The following is a 20550-nucleotide window of genomic DNA, read 5'->3' as shown; positions in this document are numbered from 1 at the left end:
CTTCGGGGCTGCCAGCAGAAAGGCTTCTCGTGTCCGAAACCCCTCAAGGGTCGACTGGTTCGCAGCAAGGACCGCCTCCACCCGACACCGCGGAACCGGAAGTTCCCCGTACCCGCACCATGGCCAACAGCCGGGTCATCCGCATCCTGAAAGGTCCCGGGGCCTACGCGACGGTCCTCCTTATGGTGGGGACCCTGCTCCAGACGGTTCCCGCCTCGTCCACCAGTTTCAACGTCCGCCCGGAGGCCGTGGACGAAGAATCGGTTACTGGCTATGACGTTGAGGGAGCACTCTCCTCGACGGAGGTCTCCACCGTCGGAGACACCGCTGAAGCAGCCGTGGACGTACCCATGGCCGCGGAATGGCCTTCTGCTACCCAGGACGAGGTCAGTCTCTCCGAACCCGGCGCGGAGATCCCTGTGGCAGGCAGCCCGGTCAGTGTCTCCCGGGTGTCGGAGGAGGTCCTGGCGGAATGGACGGAGATCCTCGCCGATGCTTCCCCTGAGGACTCGGAGAACGTCGCCGAACCTGATCACACGGACGACCAGACCGACGAATCCGCGCCGGAGGAGGACTCCAGCCCGGCCGAGACCGCAGAGGCTGACGACACGGAGGCCGCTGAGGAGACGGAGCCCGAAGCCGCTCGGGAAGATCCTCCGCTGATCGAGGAATCCGACGAGGTGGAGGACGTCGAGAACACCGAGTCCGCGTCGGCCAGCGTGAGTGTCGACGCGGTACGTGTGGAGGTGCTCGATCAGGCCCTCGCGGAGGACGCGGGAGTCGAGGGACTCCTGCTCAGAGTGACCAGGGCCGACGACGAGACCGTGGCCGGCCCGATCGACGTCACCGTCGACTACTCGGACTTCGCTGAGGCGTACGGGGGTGACTACGGAGGCCGCCTCGAACTCGTCGAGATGGATGAATGCCTCCTGGATGACGCCGTCGAATGCCAGGAGTCGACCTTCGGAGAACCGGAGAGCGACAACGACGTACTCACCCAACAGGTCACGGCGACGGTACTGACGTCGGGCGAAACCGGAGTACTGCTAGCCGTCGCCGCTGACGGAGACGGTTCCAACGGCGACTACAAGGCCACCGACCTGTCGGCCTCCGCGAGCTGGGAGGTGGGCCTCCAGACGGGAGACTTCTCCTGGACCTACCCCATGGACACGCCCCCGATCGCGGGCGACCTGACCCCCAGCGTCGAGCTGGCCTACTCCTCCGGTTCGGTCGACGGTAGGGTGTCCTCCTCCAACAACCAGACCTCCTGGGCGGGAGAGGGATTCAGCTACACACCGGGATTCATCGAGCGCAAGTACGTACCCTGCGCGGACGAACAGCCCGACGCCGCCAAGACCGGCGACTTGTGCTGGTCACACCAGAACGCCACCTTCTCCCTGAACGGTCGATCCGGCGAGATGTTCCAGGACGAGGGCGGCACCTGGAGGATGAGGCATGACGACGCCTCCAAGATCGAACGCCTGACCGGAGCCACCAACGGCGACAACGACGGTGAACACTGGAAGATCACCACGACCGATGGCATCCAGTACTTCTTCGGCCTGAACCGTCTCCCCGGACACAAGAGCGGAAGCTCCGAGACCAACTCCACCTGGACGGTCCCGGTCTACGGCCGCAAGTCCGGTGACCCCTGCAACGGATCGAACTTCGCCAACTCCTGGTGCCAGCAGGGCTGGAGGTGGAACCTCGACTATGTGGTCGACCCGCATGGCAACGCCATGACGTTCCACTACTCCAAGGAGGGCAACCACTACGGCCGCAATGGCCAGGCCAACTCCCCGACGTCCTACGACCGCGGCGGATACCTGCGACGTATCGACTACGGTTTGCGGGCCGACGACGTCCACGCCACCGCACCGGCGCGGGTGACCTTCGGTGTCAGCGAGCGCTGCATCCCCACGGACTCCTTCGATTGCGCCCCCGACAAGTACACGAGCGCCAACGCCAAGCACTGGCCCGACGCCCCCTTCGACCGACACTGTGCGTCCGGTCAGAACTGCACCAACAGGCTCGCGCCCACGTTCTGGACGCGGAAGAAGCTGGACTCCGTCACCACGCAGATTCACGACGGATCCACCTACCAGAGCGTCGACTCCTGGAACCTGGAGCACAGCTACCCGCGCACGGGTGACGGGACCCCGCCCGACCTCTGGTTGGAGTCCATCGTCCACAAGGGCCATGTCGGGGGCAGCGAGAGCATGCCCACCCTGAAGTTCGGGGGGACCCAGTTCGAAAACCGGGTCGACACCCAGGATGACGGATTCGCGCCCATGATGAAGTGGCGCATCACCTCGATCCTGACTGAGAGCGGCGCTCAGATCGACGTCAGCTACTCCGGAGGTGAGTGCGACCCTGGCGATTTCCCTGCCCCGCACTCCAACGGAACGCGCTGCTTCCCCGTCATCAACTCCACCGCCGACGGCAAGAGCGAGTACACGGATTGGTTCCACAAGTACGCGGTAACCCAGGTCAGCGAGCTCGACCTGGTGACGGACCAGCCCGAGAACATCGTCACCTACGAGTACGCCGGAGACCCTGCCTGGAGGTTCCGTGACGCGGACGGTGTCAGCCAGGAGAAGTACCGGACCTGGTCCGACTGGCGTGGCTACGGCCGGGTCCTGGTCACCGAAGGACTTCCCAACCAGACCCAATCCCAGACCGAACATCGTTTCTTCCGGGGAATGCACGGTGACAAGCTGCCCAGCGGTACTCGCAGTGTGAAGGTGAAGGACTCCGAGGGAGGTGAGCACACCGACCACAACCAGTACAACGGGTTCACCCTGGAGGAAACCACTCTCAACGGGCCCGGCGGGGACGTGGTGGAGAAGACCATCAACCTCCCTTGGAGCCAGGTCACCGGAGAGCGCACCTACTCCTGGGGCAAGCTCGAAGCTCGCATGACGGCCATGGCCGACAGCACCCAGTACACGGCGGTGGACAGTGGGTGGATGCGCAGCCGGGAAACCGCCGAGTACGACTCGCTGGGACGCATCACCCAGGTCCATGACCACGGTGACCCCGGCGACCCAGATGACGACCAGTGTGTGAGTCACACCTACGCGGACAATCTCGACCTGCACATCCTGGATGCGGTGTCGCGCAGCCGGAAGGTCTCGGTGGGCTGTGGTGTGGAGGCCACCATCGACGACGTGCTCAGCGATGAGCGCACGCTGTTCGACGGAGGGGCCTTCGGGGACGCACCCACCCGCGGGCTGACGACTGTCGAACAACGAGTCAAGGACCACGACGGGACGACCCCGGTCTACCAGGTGCTGTCGGAGAGCGAACACGACCAGTACGGGCGCACCGTCTCCGAGACGGACGCGCTCGGCAACACCAGCACGACGGTCTACGAGACGGACGTTCCCGGTGGGACCGCCACGTCCGTCGTCACCACCAACCCGCTCGGCCACACGGAGACCGTCAACCACGAACCCGCCCGCGGGCTTCCGACAACCGAGATCGACGCGAACGGCAATAGAACGGACCTCGCCTACGACCCGTTCGGTCGACTCACTGAGGTGTGGACCCCCGACAACCAGCGTTCCCACGGCGCCGACCCCGCCATGCGGTTCGAATACCACATCAGCAACGAGCAGCCCTCGGTCGTGATCACCCGAACCCGGCGTGACGACGGTACCTACGTATCCGGTTACCAGATCTACGACGGTCTGCTCCGTGAACGCCAGGTCCAGAACCCCGCCCCGGGAGGCGGACGCGTCATCTCTGAGGCCTTCTACGACAGTCGAGGCCTGGAATCCAAGGCACGTCACTCCTACTACAACGAGACCGACCCCGGACAGTCCCTGTTCGTGGCCAACAACGAGGACGAGATCCCTCGGTACACCGAAACGATCCGTGACGGAGCCGAACGTCCCACCCAGGTCATCACCTTCTCCAGGGGCAGGGAGCTGTGGCGGACCACGTCCGAGGACCGCGGGGACCGGCAGCTGGTCACCCCGGCGGAGGGCGCGATCCCCACGACCACCATCAAGAACGTGCGTGGTCAGACCGTGGAGCTTCGCCAACACGAGGGCGACACCCCGGAGGCCGACTACACCGCCCTCACTTACACGTACACGCCCAACGGCCAGCTGGACACCGTGACGGACCCCGACGGTAACGTCTGGCGTAACCACTACGACATGCGTGGTCGACGGATCAAGACGGAGGACCCGGACCGCGGGACGTCCACCTACGTCTACGACAACGCCGACCAGCTGGTGTCGACCACCGACGCCCGTGGGAAGACGGTCACGCAGGTCCACGACGCGCTGGGACGCAAGGTCGCACAGCACGAAGGCGACACGGACGGGCCGCTGCTGGCTTCCTGGGCCTTCGACAGTGTCTCCCTGGGCGAGCTGACCCGCGCCACACGCTACGTGGACGGGGCCGCCTACTCCACGTCGATCGGTTCCTACGACTCCCTGGGGCGTCCGACCTCGACCACCTACACCATCCCCTCCGACGAGGGGCTGGGCGCGCTGAGTGGTTCCTACCGCTTCCGCACCACCTACAACTCCGACGGCACCATCAGGACCAACACCTTCCCTGCCATCGGTGGGCTCCCGGAAGAAGTGGTGAGCTACACCTACAACGAGCTGGGCATGCCCACCCGGGTTCGCGGACTGTCCGAGATCGAGTCGCTGTACTACGTCAACGACACCGCCTACTCCAAACTGGGCCTGATCCTGCAGCGCGAGTTCCACCGCGCCGACGGCTCGGCCTCTCCCAAACGCACCTGGTCGACTCGCACCTACGAGCCCGCCACCAACCGGATCCTCAGCGCCCGAGTCCACCACGAGATCGGCCAGGGTTCACTGGTCGAACAGCACTACTCCTACGACGCAGCTGGCAACGTACTGAGCATCCGTGACGAGCCCACCGCAGTGGACCAGACGGACGTTCAGTGCTTCGCCTACGACGAGATGCGCCGACTGACCAGCGAGTGGACCTCCAGAAACAAGGGTGAGGACGCCTGCGCCTCCGGGCCTTCCACCGACAACGTAGGCGGTACCGCACCCTACTGGTACGACTACACCTACGACACGCTCGGCAACCGGACCGGTGAGACCCGGCACGGGATCATGAGCGACGACGTGGTGAGGACCTTCCAGCGCCCCGAGGGAGGCGAGGCTCGGCCGCACGCCGTCACCCAGGTCGACTCCAACGGGAGCAACGGGACCTCAACTTACGCCTACGACGAGGCCGGGAACATGGTCTCCCGAGAGAACGCCAACCGCTCGCAGAACCTCGAATGGGACGCCGAAGGACAGCTGGTCGAGGTCAGTCAGGAGGGACACACCTCGTCGTTCATCTATGACGCCGAGGGCGAGCGCCTGATCCGGAACGACGACAAAACCGTGACCCTCTTCCTGCCCGGTACGGAGATCAGCTACAGCAAGGACGAGCTGGTCTTCAACGGGACCCGGTTCTACGAGCACAACGACGAGGTCGTCGCGAGCCGGTCCTCCACGGGGGACGTGCACTGGACCTTCTCGGATCACCACAACACCGGCCAATTGGCCCTGGACTCGGTCACCGGCGAACCGATCCGCCGCCGGTTCACGGCGTTCGGTACGGACCGCGGTACCACTGGCGGTACCTGGCCCAACTCCCGCGGGTTCGTCGGCGGAGTGGTCGACGAAGGGACGGGACTGACCCGCCTGGGCGCACGCTCCTATGACGACGAGCTGGGTTCGTTCATCTCCCCCGACCCGGTGATCGACTACAGCGACTCACAGCAGATGCACGCGTTCTCCTACGCGAACAACAGCCCTGTGTCCTTCACCGACCCCGACGGCTTGTTCCTGCGCAGGACCTTCGCCCGTGCCAGGGCTTGGGCGGCGCAGCGCGCCCGCCAGGCCGCGATCCGTGCCTACCAGGTCCGTATGGCGGCGATCCGCGCCTGGCGCATCCGACAGGCCGCCATTCGCGCCGCACGAATCCGCGCAGCACAGATCCGCGCAGCTCGTATCCGTGCAGCCCAGATTCGCGCGGCACGCATCCGTGCGGCCCAGCGCAGGGCAGCGGCGATGAGGGCGGCTGCCATTCGTAGAGCAGCAGCGCAGAGAGCTGCGCGTGAACGTGCAGCTCGAGCTGCCGAAGTGCGAAGAAGGCTCGCTGCGCGTGTATTGCACGATGGTCCGCGAGCGACCCCCCGGCCCCTGGGTCCGTACACGGGAAACGATGAGCCCAGACACTTGGGTCCCTATGACGGTCCCGCTTGGCCTGACAGTCTTGGAGCGAGAAGGCCAGGGGGTGGTTTCATGAGTCGAGACGGTGGACCCAGAAGAGATCGCCCTGGAAGGCAAGCTATACCTTCAAGGCCGGAAGGCGACACCTTTGCAGATCGCTTTTCTAACAAGAACGGCCATTATCACTTTGACTGTGTAGCAAATGGCGCCATTGTTGGGGGAGCTACGGCTTTCGTGTTTACCATTTACGGGGGTGTTAGTGGTGCTCTCGGTGGTGGTGCAGCTGGAGCTGCGGGCGGCGGTCTAATCGCCGGGCCTCCGGGTGCTGCAGTGGGCGGTGCTGTCGGTGGAGTTGCCGGCGCCAAGGCTGGCGCTGCTGCTGGGGCAGGAATCGGTGCGGGCTTGGGAATCGGGGGAGGGATGGGGGCTTGTGCCTTGATTCGTGCTTTCTGATATATGCTTTCTGTGTTCACGGCTCCACTCGTTTTGTGAAGGAATAAATTGAGGCCGTTAAATTTGGCGACTGCGTCTCTGGTCCTCTTTCTCGCTTCGTCTAGTCTTGCTCAATATCAGTATCGAGGCGGGATTTCGGATGTGGTACTAGCTGCGGCTCTAGCTGTATTTGCCGTTGTGATGATCGCCACTGCTCTTGTGGTGATACCTTTCAGGGAAAAGGCTCTAGGGTGGCTTTGGTTGCTTTATGTATTCATCTATTTGATTGTCGTCTCTCTGCTTGCTGTAACACTGTGGTTGTTCTGGTACTTGGGCTCAAGTTGGATTGCTGTTGTGTTGTTTATTGTTGCAGTTCTCGTGCTTTTGTCCTCGGTCCTTCTTCTTGGTTTTGAAATCATGAGAAGGAAAAGGTCGCGCGAGACTCTTTGAAGAGTCTCGAGGCCCCCTTGGTCGCTTAGTTGATTAACCTCCGCGTGCTCCTTCATCGCTATTCGATGGAGAGGAAGGAGCACGGTGCTGGGGCAACCGAGGTGCGACCGTGAGGAGAGCCAAGGCGGGGCCGGAGTGGGTGGATTCCGAGTTGGTGTTCACCCGCCAGAACGGGTAAGGGTGGCACCCCTCGCACGTGAGCGACTGGTTCACCCGCATCGCCCGAGCAGCCGGACTCCCACAGATCACGTTGCACGGGCTGCGGCACGGGGCGGCTTCGATGGCGTTGGCGGCGGGAACGGACGTGAAGGTGGTCTTGGCCGAGCTGGGCCACTCCACCACGCACTTCACCCAGGACGCCTACCAAACGGTGTTCCCGGACGTGGCCAAAGCGGCAGCCGAGGCCACCGCCGCCCTGCTACGCGGTGATTCGGCCCCTGCTGAGGCGGGTGGGTTGGTGCCGGTGCAGTAGCCGGTTCAGGGGGGTACGCCAGGAGCACCCCGAGGCGCTTCGACCCCAGGTGAGGACACGGGTTCGCCCGTCCTGGCCTGGGGTTTCCTCGTGCCCAAGGCGTGTTGACCATCGGATCAAAGGTCCGCTGTGATCGAAGATTCCAGGCTTTTCGCACAGAGAGCTTCTGAACCTGGAACAATCTGATGGGGTCGGTGCGTAAAAACACCAACCCCACACCTTGTGGATCGCGCCTCGAATTAGCGCTTGCGCTTGCGCCTACGCTGGCGTCGTTTTTCCATGATCATGCGGAAGACGTCGACTCGATGAGCTGAGTCCGCTGGCATCACCTGAGCTGTCATCAGGACGGCCCATGCCAAGAGAATCGAGAGTAGGGTTCCCCCGACCAGACAGACGATGACGTAGTCCGCAGCATCGAAAGAGAAGGCGGCCATGAGGCCTGTTGAGCAGGGTTGCTGTGACCTGCGTCTTTTTTGTTGACTGAGTAGCCAGTTTTTGGTTATCGTTGTGTTCCGAGCCGCTCATGCGAGGGGCTGGGGCTTCACACAATATGTGACTCCTGATCACCTTGATAGAACCAATGCAGTGGTTCATCTGCTTGACCGTGTCCTGTTGGCGCAGGTGCACGGGCCGAAGGCGACGGCGCAGCCGTCGCCTTTCGTGTTTGCAGAGGTGCTACACAGAAAAACGCAGAGGCGTCTGCCTCTGCGTCGACGATACCAAAGATGTGGGTAGCGAGGTATCTCTCCTCAATTTTACCCTGCCATTTGACTGGGTCAAGCCTATTTGGATGTGTTTTTCCTCACACGCACCCGGATTGTCGAGTGTTTAAAGGTGCAGGTCGTGGGTTTCTTCATGTGCATCCTCCCCTTGGCATGAACGGGAAACTCGCCAAAAAGTGATCTCCGTCATGTCAGTCCTGTCTACCTCATGCTGTATGGGCGATGGAGGTCATCGCACCCGGGTGTCCCATGGCCTAGTCACGTGGCTAGAGCGGCACTCAGCGGTGGCGGTTAGCTGGTGGATTAGGGACGCCTCCCGGGGGTGTAGCGAGACGTTCAGGCACTATGGGCGTGGCAAAGCTCCTGCCTGGAGATCAAGCTCAAAGCGTGCAACAAGTGGACCTGCGAAACAGGCGTCTGATCTCCGCAGCGGTTCTGGGTGGCATTTCGTTCAGGTGAGGGGCTGACCCCCGCGCATCGCACAGGCGTTGGGCCTGACCCTTTGTACTGAGGAGCACACAAGCCCCGGAAACGCCGCGAGGACCTCCTCGGAGGTCCTCGTGTACCCCTTCTGACCTGGGGTTTTGTGGTGCACCCAGCAGGATTCGAACCTGCGACCGTCGGATTAGAAGTCCGATGCTTTCGTTCCCGCACGTGTCGCAGGGTGCCGTTTCGTCCCAATCCATCCGATCACTGCTGTCGTTTCGTGTCAAGGGGTGCCGCCCGACGACGCCCCGGTCCAAAACTGCGGAGCGCAAACGGAGCACACACTGGCCCCTGGCGGCGTCCGATGGTCGATGGCGAGATCTTTGGGCGATTGCTCTCTTGTTCTTTGTGAACGCCGCTACATCTTGGCCGGGGTCTACCCGTTCTTGCGCTCCAGTTCGCTGAGGAGTCCGCGTAGCTAGGAAGTGGCCTGTCTGCGGGACTCAACGCGGGAGAAGTGGTGGACGAAGGACGAGGTGAACTCGGAGAAGGACCGTGACCAGGTTCCGAGGTCAGTGATGGCCACACACGGTTATTTGCCCTCTGTGGCCATCTTTTTTGAAAGATGTCGTTGCAATACTAGACGGATCTTCAGATTGCTACATCAGCGACGGTGCGCTGATAAACGAGTTCACCTAGGCGAGGAAGCCAGGTGTCTTCATCCGTCAGCAGGTCTCGTGCGGTCACCCACGGGGTGGCGAAGATGTTTGTGGTTGACTCCATCGCCTGATCGGAGCCGAGCGCGATCGCTGCCAAGCGGTGCCGCACCCCGCGCGCCATCAGCTCCCGCGCGGCGGGCGTGGGGACCCCGAAGCGAAGAAAATCCGGGAATGCTGCGATCGCTGGGGGAAGCTCGTTGCCCGCTTCGGTGGTGTGCTCCTGTATTAGCGCGACTGCTTGCTCGATAAGTGTCACGAGGTCGAACAGGACAATCTTCGCGTGGATGCGAAGTAGGGCGTCGATGTCGATACCGACGCGCTGCGCGATGTCTCTGAAGGTGCGACCCTCAAGCCACGCCAGCACGAGCTGCGACAGGGAGGTTCCGATGTCGGTCACCTGGGTGCGGCGGTAAGCGGCCTGGGCCTCCTCTGTAAACCCCGGCTGCTCGAGGGCCCAATCCACGAGGACGCGGACAAGATCCGGATCTAGGGGCGAGTCTGCCGTGTTCCAGGCCGTGTAGCGCGGGAGAAGATTGTCGATCACCTGGTCCACGAGTCGAGGTCGAGCGGAGGTCGTCCGCGCCAGCGCAAGGCGTCCTGACGACCGCATATCAACGATCCGACGCGCCCGGAGCTCGAAGACATGTTGGAGCAGCTCCTGCTCGCCAGTGTTCGCCTTTGTCGCGGCGAACGTCTCGGCGGCCAGTTGTTGTGCGATCTGCGCGAACTCGTTGGCCCCAAGTTCGTCGCGGATGAGCTCGATCAGCGCGGAGTCAACGCCGTCAACCAGCGGGAAGAGCGGCGCGTTCTGTTCGATCACCTCGTTGGTGAGCTGCAACCGGTTGCTGACCAATGCTCGTTCGAGTCGGCGGATCAGCTCGATGACTGCGCCTTCGACTGGCTCGCCGGGTTGGCCTGCGGCAACCGGGCTGACCGCCGCCCAGTCGTCGGGGTTGGCGCAGATCACCAGGCCTCTGGTAGAGCTGCCAGCCCGGCCGGCCCGACCGACGAGGTTCTTGATGTCGCGGGCCAGCATTGCCCGCGGAGCGCTCCCGTCCGAGCTTCGCTTCACGGAGTACAGCACCATCGTTCGAAGCGGGAGGTTGACACCCTCAGCCAGCGTGTTGGTGCACATGACCATCGGGACGTTCCGATCCGAAACGAGCTCCTCGAGAACTTCGCGGGTCTCCTGCGGCACATCGCCATGGTGAACGATCGCCCCCGCTTGAAGCAATCTCGTGCCCACCCAATCGTCTCCGAACTCACCGGCGAGATAAGCCACTGCGGAGTCGACGAGAGCAGTGTCCTTAACGTAGTTCTGAGGCAGGGGAAGGCTAAGTCCCGAGTCAATCTGCCTGAGGAGTTCGCTCGCTAACCCAACGACCCCACGGTCACCCCCTTTTTCGGTGGCAAAGATCGCGACCGGACCGAGGGTGAGCGCCTTACGCGCGGCCGCTACAGCTCGCGTCTTCGTCGAGGAGTAGGCGTAGGTGTTGCGTCGACCGGTGGACGGGTTCGTGAACTGGAAATCCGCAGGGCGTAGGAACTCTGGAAGCGTGTGGGCCGGTACCGAGGTGGATGGTTCGTGCAGCTCTAGCCCGATCGTGGCCCGGCTCCCGGAGCCGTTAGATCGTAGCACCGCGAACTCAGCGATCGACGGTCGGTAGTCGCTGCGAACGACGGTTGTGTCGGATCCACCGAGCCATGTGTTGATCTCCTCGACGTTCGGCACGATCGCGGAGACGAACACGATCCGCGGGCTTGGGTTCCGTGCTTTCAGTCGGGCCAGCAGAAGCTCAAGACCTACACCTCGAGCCCCGCTGTCGAGGAGATGTCCTTCGTCGCAGACGACGAGGGAAATCGCTGTCAGGAGTTCGGGGTGGGAGCCGATCAAGCCGGTCAGTGCTTCGGGTGTCGCAATGATGACGCGGACGTCCTCGAGGTCCTCGCTCTCTTCGATGCCCGGCACTGTGCCCCCGTAGACAGTCCGTGAGCGCAGGCCCATCTTGGTGAGGTGTCGGCCGACGCTTCCTCGCAGCTCACGGGCCAGCGCGCGGTACGGGACCAGGAGTACAGCCTTGCGCTCAGCTGAGTGTGTCAGGTGGTCAAAGATGAGCGTCTCAGTCAGCGCGGTCTTGCCTGCACCTGTGGGCATCTGCAGCGAGTACGAGTGGGCGCTGGTGAGCAGCCCAGCATTGATGGCCTCGATCTGGGAGGGGAAGAAGTCCCAGACGGGTTGCCATCGATCGAGGAATGACTCGACAAGCGGATCCCATCTGCGGGTCGCGCCGTCTGGCAGAATCGCTCGCAGGTGGGTTTGCCGGAATCGCTGGAGCAACGCCAGGTAGAGGCGGTGCGACACCCACTCCTCCGGTCCGACTTCAAGCGCTCGCGCCGCGCCGAGTTCGGCTGTGGCGACTGCCGTATCGATGACCTGAGCGTTCCCACTCCGAAGCGAGGCGACCAGCGTGCGGGTGAGAGCCGAAGCCGGGCTCGCAGAGCGGGTTAGCAACTCGTGTGCTGCCCTCTGCTCGTCCGTCTCCCAATATTGAGGGCCAGTGCGACGCATCGTCATCACCGCCGACGCGGGGTACCCACCCAAATAGAACGCGACCGAGGCGAAGAACAAGGCATCGGCTCGAGCACCGGCTTGTAGTTCCCGGCTAACTGAGTCCAGTGCGCGGCCGAGGGAAGCCCAGTCCGCCGGATCGGCGTCCCCACTCCGCACCATGTCGAACAACTCCCCGACAAGGGAGTAGTACAGGTCCATGGTGCGGCCGTCGAGGTAGTCGAGCTGGCTTAGATGCGCTGCAAGCTTGAAGTCCTCGATGGCGTAGTGGGTCTCCGCGTCCGCGATCCATCGCCCCAGCGTCTCCCTCATGCCACAGCCTCGGACTCGTCAGCGCTCAGCAGTGCCGCGTTATAGACCGACTCGTAGTTCGATTTCAAGTCGGGGACCGAGATCACGATCAGCGCCCTCTCATCCGGTGGAGGGGCCACCACATCCTGGATCTCGGCTGCCACCAGGCTGGTCGAGATGACCGCCACCGCCCGGAACTCGCGGTGCGCCGTCGGGTGGTCGATCGCGCGGATGAAGCGGTCCAGCTGGTCGACTGACACAGTTGAGAGGCCCGTATCCAGGGCCCGTTCCTTCAGCCAGTTGAGCGTCTTGATGAAACGCTGAGAACTATCCTTCTTTGAGTCCTCGATCGCGCTCGTGATCGGCTCCGAGTGGCCACTTGTCGACTTGGTCTTGACCTCGGAACAGATGATGCGATCTTCATCCGATGCCACCGGCCAGTGCGGCAAGATCATCTGCACAACGTCGGAGTACGGCGCAGCCTTGGTGCGGTCCTGCTTGAGCCGCCACTTCTTAGGGTCGAGGACTTCGTTCGGGTGTTCGCGAGCGGCCTGAAACAGCGCGGTGAGTATCTCACCGAAGTCGCCAGCCATCGTGGAGCCCCGATCCGGCAGCTTCGCGGCGATGATCTCCTGGGCAGAGGCCGACGTCCGCGTTATCCGATCTTGGAGCCTCTCATCTGAGATGTAGCAACGGCGGACCGGTACACCGAGTTGCTTCGCAAGAAGCGAAACCTGACCGGCTTCGACCTCAACGAGAATGAACGGAGAACTCTGGATTGTGGCGAAGATATCCCCGAACGACTCGAGGTCAACATCCAGTTCCTGCACCGTGACTCACCTATTCCCAAACCAGGACCGGCTTCGCTATCTGCCAGCCGCCGTCACCACGATAGTGTCTCGTATCGAGGTTGGTGGAGGCTGCGGCGTATGCCGGGCCCACCTCCCGTCATCCGCCTGGCGAGTGCGACCGCTGCGGGGCTGTGACCAGTGTCGATATCTTCGCGCCGTACTGGGACAACCCTGCCCCTCGCTGACGAATCGGCGGGACCGGGTCCGTCGGATCCGGACTTCGAACCGGGACTAGCAAGGTCGAAACGGACTGCTGTAAGAGCCCCACAGTTGCGCGGTGCGAAGGAGAGCTGATGGGACCAGTGGGACGGCCGAGCTGTCGGCTTTCCTGCGCGGACTTCCCTGCACACGCGGAATGTGAGATCTGAAGCGTTCCGGGGGCCACCAGCGTTTTCGGCAAGACCACCGATCTGGCCACCGCTGGCCTGGATACTCCGGGGCCAAGACCAGGGGGCGGCAAGTTGGACACAGGGGCCGTGTTCGCTTTCTGGAGGGAACCGGAGAGGATGTTGGCTATACGCGCGCGGGTAGACGAGTTCAGGGAGAAGCAACTGGTCAGCCGCCCAGAGTAGTCCGAGGAGGGTAATGCGATGGAAGGGCGCCCCCTCCTTCGAGCGCACAGGTTCGTCAGCGTGATCCGAGGCCCAAGAAGGCGACAAAGGGTTGCGATCGCCTGCGAGGTCTGTAAGTTCGACTCCGAGCGCTTATACGGTCCGCACGGTGCGGGGTACATCGAGTGCCACCACGTCGTTCCCCTGCACCACATCGGTGAGAGCGAGACCCGCTTAGCCGACCGGGCCCTGCTGTGCTCGGACTGCCGCAGGACGATCCATCCACAGCAGTCAGTGGCTCGCCCCGGAGCCCGCGAAAGCTGGTGGAGGGGAGAGCAGGAGGGACAGCGAACTCATCGCAGTCTGACAGTCAAGAGCCCTGGAGCACACGGGGAACAGGGCGCACCGGGCAGAGTCCGTTGCAGATACAGCCAGCCCTCCTCTGTCGGCGCCTGCACTGGAACGGTGTCCTTCCGGTGCATGCCGGGCGGAAGGAAGGGCAGGCCGCTGTTCTTCTGCAGGCCCGTCCCTGTCGTCCCCCGGCGTTCGCCTCGGAAAGTCCTCCGGCGCGGCTAGTCTGCGACTCCGCTTCTGGAACACACCTCGCACACGGAGTAGAGCCCATGACCCCACCTTCCGGGGAAGACCTCCCGCTGCCGGACAGTGACGAGCTCGCCAGCTTGTTGACCCGCAATGGTCTGCGGGCCGTATACCGGGTCCTGTTCGAGAGCCGTGGCGAGCCCCTGACGATGAACCAGATCCGTGAGCGCGTCACCGCGTTGGACGGCACGAGCCACTCCCAGACCGACCGGCGTGTGCGCGACTTGCGGGACGTATTCGATGTTGAGTCCTGGCAGGAGGGCAGGACGCACTTCTACCTCCTCAAGGGGCGCCGATCGGAGCCCCGGGACAGGAGGGGCGGCCTGTCGGCCGCCGCCCGGGCGAGGGTCTTCCAGGCATACGGGGCCAGGTGCGCTTGGTGCGGGCGCACGCCGAAGGAGGATGAGGTCAAGATCGTCGTCGACCACATCGTGCCCCTGGACCTGGGCGGGCCCGACAGGGAGGAGAACTGCCAGCTGCTGTGCGAGGAGGACAACCACGCCAAACAGGCGCGCTTCGCCGAGCACAAGGACCGCGCCGAAGCTATAAGCAAGGCGATCAATCACGATGACGTCCACCTTCGCATCGGCGAACTCCTCAAAGCCCTGAAGGGAACCGAGGTTCCGATCGACCTGATCAACCTCGTGGCCCGGGAGGAGAACCGCGGGGACCCCACCCGGCGGCTGCGCGAGCTCCGCATCCTCGGATGGACCGTCACGGTCCGCAAGGAGAGGGAGGGGAAGCGCACACTCTCCTACTACACCCTCGAACACGCCGAGCTCTGGCCGGACGAAGGTCCCGGGCCGGTGGTCCGCAGAGCGGAGAACGAGCGCAGGCGCAGCAAGAAGCAGAGGTCGGGCTAAGCACCTGTACGGACAGCAAGCCCGGAAACGGGCCTGTGGACAAGCGGATATCCGCCCGTTTCCGCACATAGAATCGCCCCTGGTGGGCCACCCCTGGATCTGTGGCGCGAACCTTCCCCGAAGCGCTGGATGGTCGGCACGGACCCATGGCACGATCGTCGTCGGACACCGCCCTTCGGTCAGGTGTTCGATCATTGCCGGATCGTCGGCCGCGTGCGCGGCCGGTGGGGCGACCAGGACAGGAAGAGGAACAAGGATGCCGGACCAGCAGGGCGAGTACACGTCCCTGGAGATCTGCGCGGGAGCGGGCGGGCAGGCCGTAGGCCTGCACGAGGCCGGGTTCCGCCACCGCGCGCTGATCGAGGTCGACCCGCACGCCGTCCGCACCCTGGAGCACAACACCCGCAGAGCCGACTGGAAGAACAGCAAAGACGAGTACTGTGCCATCCTCTCCTGGGACCTGACCGACTTCGACATGGGCGACCTCAAGCAGGTCTTGCGGGAGGAAACCCCGGCCCTCCTGGCTGGAGGGGTTCCCTGCCCGCCCTTCTCCCTGGCCGGCAAGCAGCTCGGAGAGGACGACGAGCGCGACCTGTTCCCCGTCATGCTCGACATGGCCGAGGAGCTGAAACCGCGTGCGGTGATGATCGAGAACGTGCGCGGACTGCTCGAGCCCGCGCACAAATTCGCCCCCTACCGGGACAGGATCAAGGCCCGCCTGGAGGCGATGGGGTACCGGATCCTGGGCTGGGACGTGCTGGAGGCCCGCGACTACGGGGTGCCGCAGCTGCGCCCCCGCTCGATCCTGGTCGCCATGCGCGATCCCGAGGCCCTGTACTTCCAGGCGCCCCGCGGGGTCAAGCACGAGGTCACCGTCGCCGAGGCCCTGGACGCCTCCATGCAGGAGCGCTACCTGGCCTCGAACAGGCCCGACGCCATGGACTACTACCTGAGGTGGAAGAAGAAGGCCGAGGAACGGGGCACGGTCGCACCGACCCTGGTCGGCGGGTCCAAGAAGCACGGCGGCGCCGACTTGGGGCCCACCCGCGCCAAGCGCGCTTGGGCCGCACTGGGGGTAGACGGCATGGGCGTGGCCAACGCGCTGGGCGAGACCGTGGACGAGGACCGGGACCTGTTCGGCGACCTCGGGCCGAAGCTGACCGTGGCCCAAGCCGCCCTCATCCAGGGGTTCCCCGCCGACTGGGAGTTCCAGGGCCGCAAGACGGCTGCCTACCGGCAGGTCGGCAACGCCTTCCCGCCGCCGGTGGCCCGGGCGGTGGGGGAGGCGATCATCAGCGCGCTGCGTGCAGCCGATGCCGGGCAGGAGCCGCCGGAGAGCGTTGCGAAGGGGCTACTGGTCGAGGCGGGGCCGCGCCAGCTCAGCCTTACGGGCTGAAACGCCCTTGACCACGGCTGCGGCGCAGGAGGCCGGGTCCTGGTGCTCCCAGAAGCGCAGCACCAGCCACCCGGCCTCCTGCAGGCGTGTATCGGTGTCGCGGTCGCGGCGGGTATTCCCCGCGATCTTCTCCTCCCAATACGCCGGGTTGGTCTTGGGCAGCACGAAGTGGTCGGGGCAGCCGTGCCAGAAGCACCCGTCCACGAACACCGCCACCCGGACCGGGCGGAAGAGCAGGTCGGCGGTGCGCCGCATCTTCGGCAGGGGTTTGGCCGCGACCCGGTAACGCAGCCCGGCTGCGTGCACCAGACGGCGTAGGGCGACCTCCGGCTTGGTGTCACGGCTGCGGTTGCCGCGCATGCTGCGCCTGTTCGCAGCCGAGGAGGCCCACGACCCCTCCGGAGCCGCCCACCCTCCGGCCCCTGCGGTTTCGTCCGGTCGGCTCATACCTTGGGCAGCAGCGGGGCGCGGGTGACGGGGTCCTCGGCTCGGGCCAGGCGCCACCAGGCCCCGTCGATGAAAGCCCGGCGGACCTCTGCTGTGTCGCTGTCTGCGGGGGCGAGGCGGACGGAGACGAACTCGCCGGGTCCGGGTTCGACCAGCCCGAGGGCCTGGGCGATCGCGCAGTGGGTGTTGTACTGGCCCAGGATGACGATGCCCTCGGCGCGCAGGGTGCTGCGGGCGCCGCCGTTGCCGCGCACGCGCTTCATGTAGTCCTCCTGCTGGGCCACGGTGGCCACCACGGCCCTGCGTACGGGCAGGCCCTGGGCGCGTCGGAACAGTTCGCGCACGCGTGCGGATCCCGAGTCCGGGGCGAAGACCGCTTCCACGTCCCCCGGGGGCAGGTGCAGCAGCACGTTGACCGGCAGGGGCTTGTCGTAGAAGAGCCACCGCACGGTCTCTCGGCCCTCTTTGGACAGGGTGCGCTTGGCGTCGCGGTTTCCGCCCCTGCCGAGCAGGTGCTCCTCAGCGCGGAACAGCCCCGCGGACCAGAGGGACTTGCTGTCGCTGGCCCACAGCCCCAGGCAGAGCCTGTTGACCGCTTCCGGGGGTACCATCCAGCGGGCGAGGTCCTGGGAGTACTTGCAGTCGACCTCGGTGCCGCTGATGCGGTAGTCGAGCACGTCGCCGCCGGGGAAGTCGAACTCTCGCTGGAGGTTGATCTCCACCAGGGTCCCGAAGTGGGTCTTCTCGGTCTTGTAGAGCTGCTCCCACCGGTAGCGGCCGGTGTGCTGTCCGTCCAGGAGCATGTCGAAGGTCCGTCGCAGCGCTGCAGCGATCCGGCTGCCGTCGGGGTCCAGCGAGGTCAGGTGGCCGACGACTTTCTCCAGCTCGTGGTCGCCGTCCAGGCCGGGGGAGTGGGCGGTCGGCGGTGGGGGTTCTTGGAAGGGGAGTTCGGAGTCGTGCACGCCTCGAAGGCTAGCCGCTCCCCGGGGGCAAAGGGGGAGGGGCGAAAGTCAGGATGCCGTGAACGCCCGGATCTGCTCAGCGCACTCCTGCAGCTGTGCCTCTTCCGGTAGGTGAACACGCCCGTAGGTGCGCTGCTTCTCCATCTCCAAGGGGACGAACCTCAGGTCCGGGCGCCCGGGGGCCAGGATGTCCTGAGCGCTCTTCTTGCGTCCTGCGCCTCTGGAGCGGTACCTCTTGTTGGCTACGTACATCTCGAACACCACGCGGCCGTGCCAGGCGTCGACTCGGAAGAGTGCGTCGGCCAAGGGGTGCACGCGCATGTCCAGCCCGGCTTCGCGCAGGCGCGCCACCGTGTAGAGCTCGCGCAGGAACGAGTAGTAGAAAAGGCCCACCCGCCAGCTCATGGCGTCGCGGACCTCATACCAGTCGGCGCCGGTCCTTTGCTGCTCCTCGCTGACTACTCGGTGTGCGGGGTCCCAGATCATCCACCTCTTGTCCGGATCACCTGCCCAGGTGCGGAAGTCCTGGAAGGAGAAGACCCCGCCGATCTGCTCCAGGGCGAAGTGGAAGAGGTGGGCGAACGCGAAGTCGGGCCGCCAGTCGGCGACGCCTTCGAACTTGTAGGCGTTCCGGGATTTGATGTCACCGAGCGGATGGTCGGAGGTCAGTTTCTCCACGTCGGAGGACGAGACGCCGTAGACGGCGCGGGTGCTGTGGGCCATGACGCGCTCGGTGACACGTGGTTTGAATCCGGCCCAGGCTCTGTACTTGCGTTCGGTTCCTGGGGTACGGGCGAAGTGGTCGAGGACATCCTGGGCTGTGGTGGTCGGTCTCGGATCCGGCACGATGAGGGCTCCCGGGAGATAGGGGTTCGCCTGCCGAGCGGGACTCTAGAGCATTCCGCGGACAACACCGGCCTCTTACATCCAAGCGCGCTGGATTGTCCCTGTTGCGATGGGATCGCTACCCCTCCCTGATGTACACCGATTCTTCGGGGTGAGACCGAGGTTGAAGGTGGCGGAGATGTTCGGGTCGGGTTCGGTTTTCAAGCGGTGCGGGTGCTGGGCGGCCGGGTCATCGAGCAGGTGGGGGAGTGGTTGTCCGCGGTTGCGCTCCCGTGGGCATGGGAGTTGGTACTTCTTGCTGGAGTCGGAGCGGGCCGTGAGTGGTCGGTGTCGGGTGCGGCGGGGCGGGTTCGCTTCCCGTGAAGTCTCGCGTGCGGCCTTGCACAGGGCCCGAGGCGACGAGGCTGGGTCTGGGGAGCCGGTGGTGTGGACGGTGGCCACCTGGTTGCAGCACTGGCTGGCTGGACGGGCGGAGCCGGTTGCGGGCGCATACCAGGGTGAGCTATTAGGAGCACATCGCCCGCTTCCTGGTCCCGCATCTGGGTGAGGCGGTGTTGGAGAAATTGACGCCCGTCCGGGTGCAGCCGACTTTCGAAGGGATCGCCGGGCGCGTCACGCCCAGGGGTCAGCGGGTGGCTGCGGCGACGGTGCAGCGGGTGCGGGCCACGTTGCGGACGGCGTTGAACACCGCCGTGCGCGAGCGGTTGCTGCCTTCTAATCCGGCGAACGGGTTGCGGCTGGAGGGCGGGCAGAATGCGCGGCCGGTGGTGTGGACCGAGCAGGCCGTCGCGGATTGGCGCAGTAGCGGTGTGCGGCCGGCGGTGGCGGTGTGGACGGTTGAGCAGACCCGCGCTTTTCTGGATCAGGTGTCCCAGGACCGGTTGTACGACTGTTTCACCTGGCGTTGATGACAGGGCTGCGCCGGGGGCGAGATCGTGGGGCTTCGGTGGGAGGACGTCGACCTGGAGCGGGGAATGGTGCGGGTCGTGCGTCAGCTCTAGGCCCACTGCGGTGCGGGGTTGGTGGAGATGGCGCCCAAGAGTATGGCGAGCCGTCGCACATTTATGGTGGACCACACCACGGTGGGTGTGTCACGCCGCCACCGGTGGCGTCAACAGAAGGAAGCTGGGGATCACGGCCAGGTGTGGGACCGGGGCGGGTACGTGTTCACGGCGGTGGGTGGCGGGGTGTTGGCCCCGGAGCGGCTCTCGCGCTAGTTTCGGAAGCTGAACACCTCCAGCGGCCTGCCGCCGGTCCGGTTGCACGATCTACGCCGTGGTGCGGCCATCGTTGGCGTTAGCGGCCGGGGTGGAGCTGAAGGTGGTCCAGGCGATGCTGGGGCACGCGAGCATCGTGCTGACCGCGGACACCTACACCAGCGTGCTGCCGCAGGTGGCGCGCGAGGCAGCGGAATGCACGGCCTCGCTGGTGTTGCGGGACGCGGGCCGGATTCGTCGGCAGGGCGGGGTAGGGCCGGTCGGCGGGGCTTGACGCTGGTCCGACCACAGGAGTGCCGAGGCTAGGACACCTTCAGATAAGGCTCTGACCTGGGGGTTTATGGTGCACCCAGCAGGATTCGAACCTGCGACCGTCGGATTAGAAGTCCGATGCTCTATCCACTGAGCTATGGGTGCTCGCTTAAGTTGTAGCGCCTGGTCGCGCTGTGTGCCCGGATCGTGACCCGGGGGTGGCGACCTGCGTGGCTGCTGCCCTCGGGGAGACATCCTAGGGCATT

10 protein-coding genes, 1 tRNA gene and 1 pseudogene are annotated in these 20550 nt (G+C 64.7%); 6 read left to right on the top strand and 6 right to left on the bottom strand.

Features of this window, described 5'->3' with window-relative positions; translation table 11 throughout:
* The first annotated feature begins 419 nt into the window (after nt 1-419).
* Nucleotides 420-6671: an RHS repeat-associated core domain-containing protein gene (locus ACFW3L_RS01925; RefSeq protein WP_378735256.1), complete on the top strand. Its 6252-nt coding sequence runs from the start codon at nt 420-422 to the stop codon at nt 6669-6671.
* Nucleotides 6672-7215: 544 nt separating this feature from the next.
* A pseudogene (locus ACFW3L_RS01920) lies at nt 7216-7572 on the top strand (tyrosine-type recombinase/integrase); the annotation flags it as partial.
* 1799 nt (nt 7573-9371) lie between these two features.
* Here ACFW3L_RS01920 and ACFW3L_RS01915 read toward each other — a convergent pair.
* Nucleotides 9372-12320 carry a DEAD/DEAH box helicase gene (locus ACFW3L_RS01915; protein WP_378735253.1) on the bottom strand — a complete coding sequence of 983 codons (2949 nt, stop codon included), beginning with the start codon at nt 12318-12320 and terminating at the stop codon, nt 9372-9374.
* Entirely contained in the window at nt 12317-13129 is an 813-nt protein-coding gene (locus tag ACFW3L_RS01910; protein WP_378735251.1) for a Hachiman antiphage defense system protein HamA, read from the bottom strand. Before ACFW3L_RS01910 ends, ACFW3L_RS01915 begins: the two co-directional genes overlap by 4 nt.
* Nucleotides 13130-14324: 1195 nt before the next feature.
* Between ACFW3L_RS01910 and ACFW3L_RS01905 the strand changes: the two genes are divergently transcribed.
* Together ACFW3L_RS01905 and ACFW3L_RS01900 are read left to right on the top strand one after the other, a co-directional pair.
* The gene (locus tag ACFW3L_RS01905) at nt 14325-15164 is read left to right on the top strand and encodes an HNH endonuclease (RefSeq protein ID WP_378735249.1); all 840 of its coding nucleotides are present in this window, start codon (nt 14325-14327) and stop codon (nt 15162-15164) included.
* A gap of 256 nt (nt 15165-15420) precedes the next feature.
* A complete protein-coding gene (locus tag ACFW3L_RS01900) occupies nt 15421-16560 on the top strand; it encodes a DNA cytosine methyltransferase (protein ID WP_378735247.1) in 1140 nt (379 codons plus the stop codon).
* Here ACFW3L_RS01900 and ACFW3L_RS01895 read toward each other — a convergent pair.
* The 3 genes from ACFW3L_RS01895 to ACFW3L_RS01885 are packed head-to-tail and all read right to left on the bottom strand — an operon-like array spanning nt 16516 to nt 18692.
* Nucleotides 16516-17007, bottom strand: a complete 492-nt coding sequence (locus ACFW3L_RS01895; RefSeq protein WP_378735246.1) for a very short patch repair endonuclease — start codon at nt 17005-17007, stop codon at nt 16516-16518. The genes ACFW3L_RS01900 and ACFW3L_RS01895 overlap by 45 nt on opposite strands.
* Nucleotides 17004-17969, bottom strand: a complete 966-nt coding sequence (locus ACFW3L_RS01890) for a NaeI family type II restriction endonuclease (protein ID WP_378735245.1) — start codon at nt 17967-17969, stop codon at nt 17004-17006. The genes ACFW3L_RS01895 and ACFW3L_RS01890 overlap by 4 nt, the downstream gene beginning before the upstream one ends.
* Nucleotides 17970-18017: 48 nt before the next feature.
* Entirely contained in the window at nt 18018-18692 is a 675-nt protein-coding gene (locus ACFW3L_RS01885) for a hypothetical protein (protein ID WP_378735243.1), read from the bottom strand.
* A gap of 674 nt (nt 18693-19366) precedes the next feature.
* On the opposite strand from ACFW3L_RS01885, the gene ACFW3L_RS01880 reads away from it, so the two are divergent.
* Both ACFW3L_RS01880 and ACFW3L_RS01875 read left to right on the top strand, forming a co-directional pair.
* Nucleotides 19367-19723, top strand: a complete 357-nt coding sequence (locus ACFW3L_RS01880) for a hypothetical protein (RefSeq protein WP_378735241.1) — start codon at nt 19367-19369, stop codon at nt 19721-19723.
* 367 nt (nt 19724-20090) lie between these two features.
* Nucleotides 20091-20306: a hypothetical protein gene (locus ACFW3L_RS01875; RefSeq protein WP_378735239.1), complete on the top strand. Its 216-nt coding sequence runs from the start codon at nt 20091-20093 to the stop codon at nt 20304-20306.
* A gap of 67 nt (nt 20307-20373) precedes the next feature.
* Here the strand turns inward: ACFW3L_RS01875 and ACFW3L_RS01870 are convergent.
* A tRNA-Arg gene (locus tag ACFW3L_RS01870) sits at nt 20374-20449 on the bottom strand.
* Nucleotides 20450-20550: the final 101 nt, after the last annotated feature.

It is taken from the genome of Nocardiopsis sp. NPDC058789, from assembly GCF_042745575.1.
In the GTDB taxonomy this organism is placed as follows: Bacteria; Actinomycetota; Actinomycetes; order Streptosporangiales; family Streptosporangiaceae; genus Nocardiopsis; species Nocardiopsis eucommiae.
The sequence above is the reverse complement of the archived record's forward strand: the minus strand, read 5'-3'. Positions and strand labels throughout refer to the sequence as shown.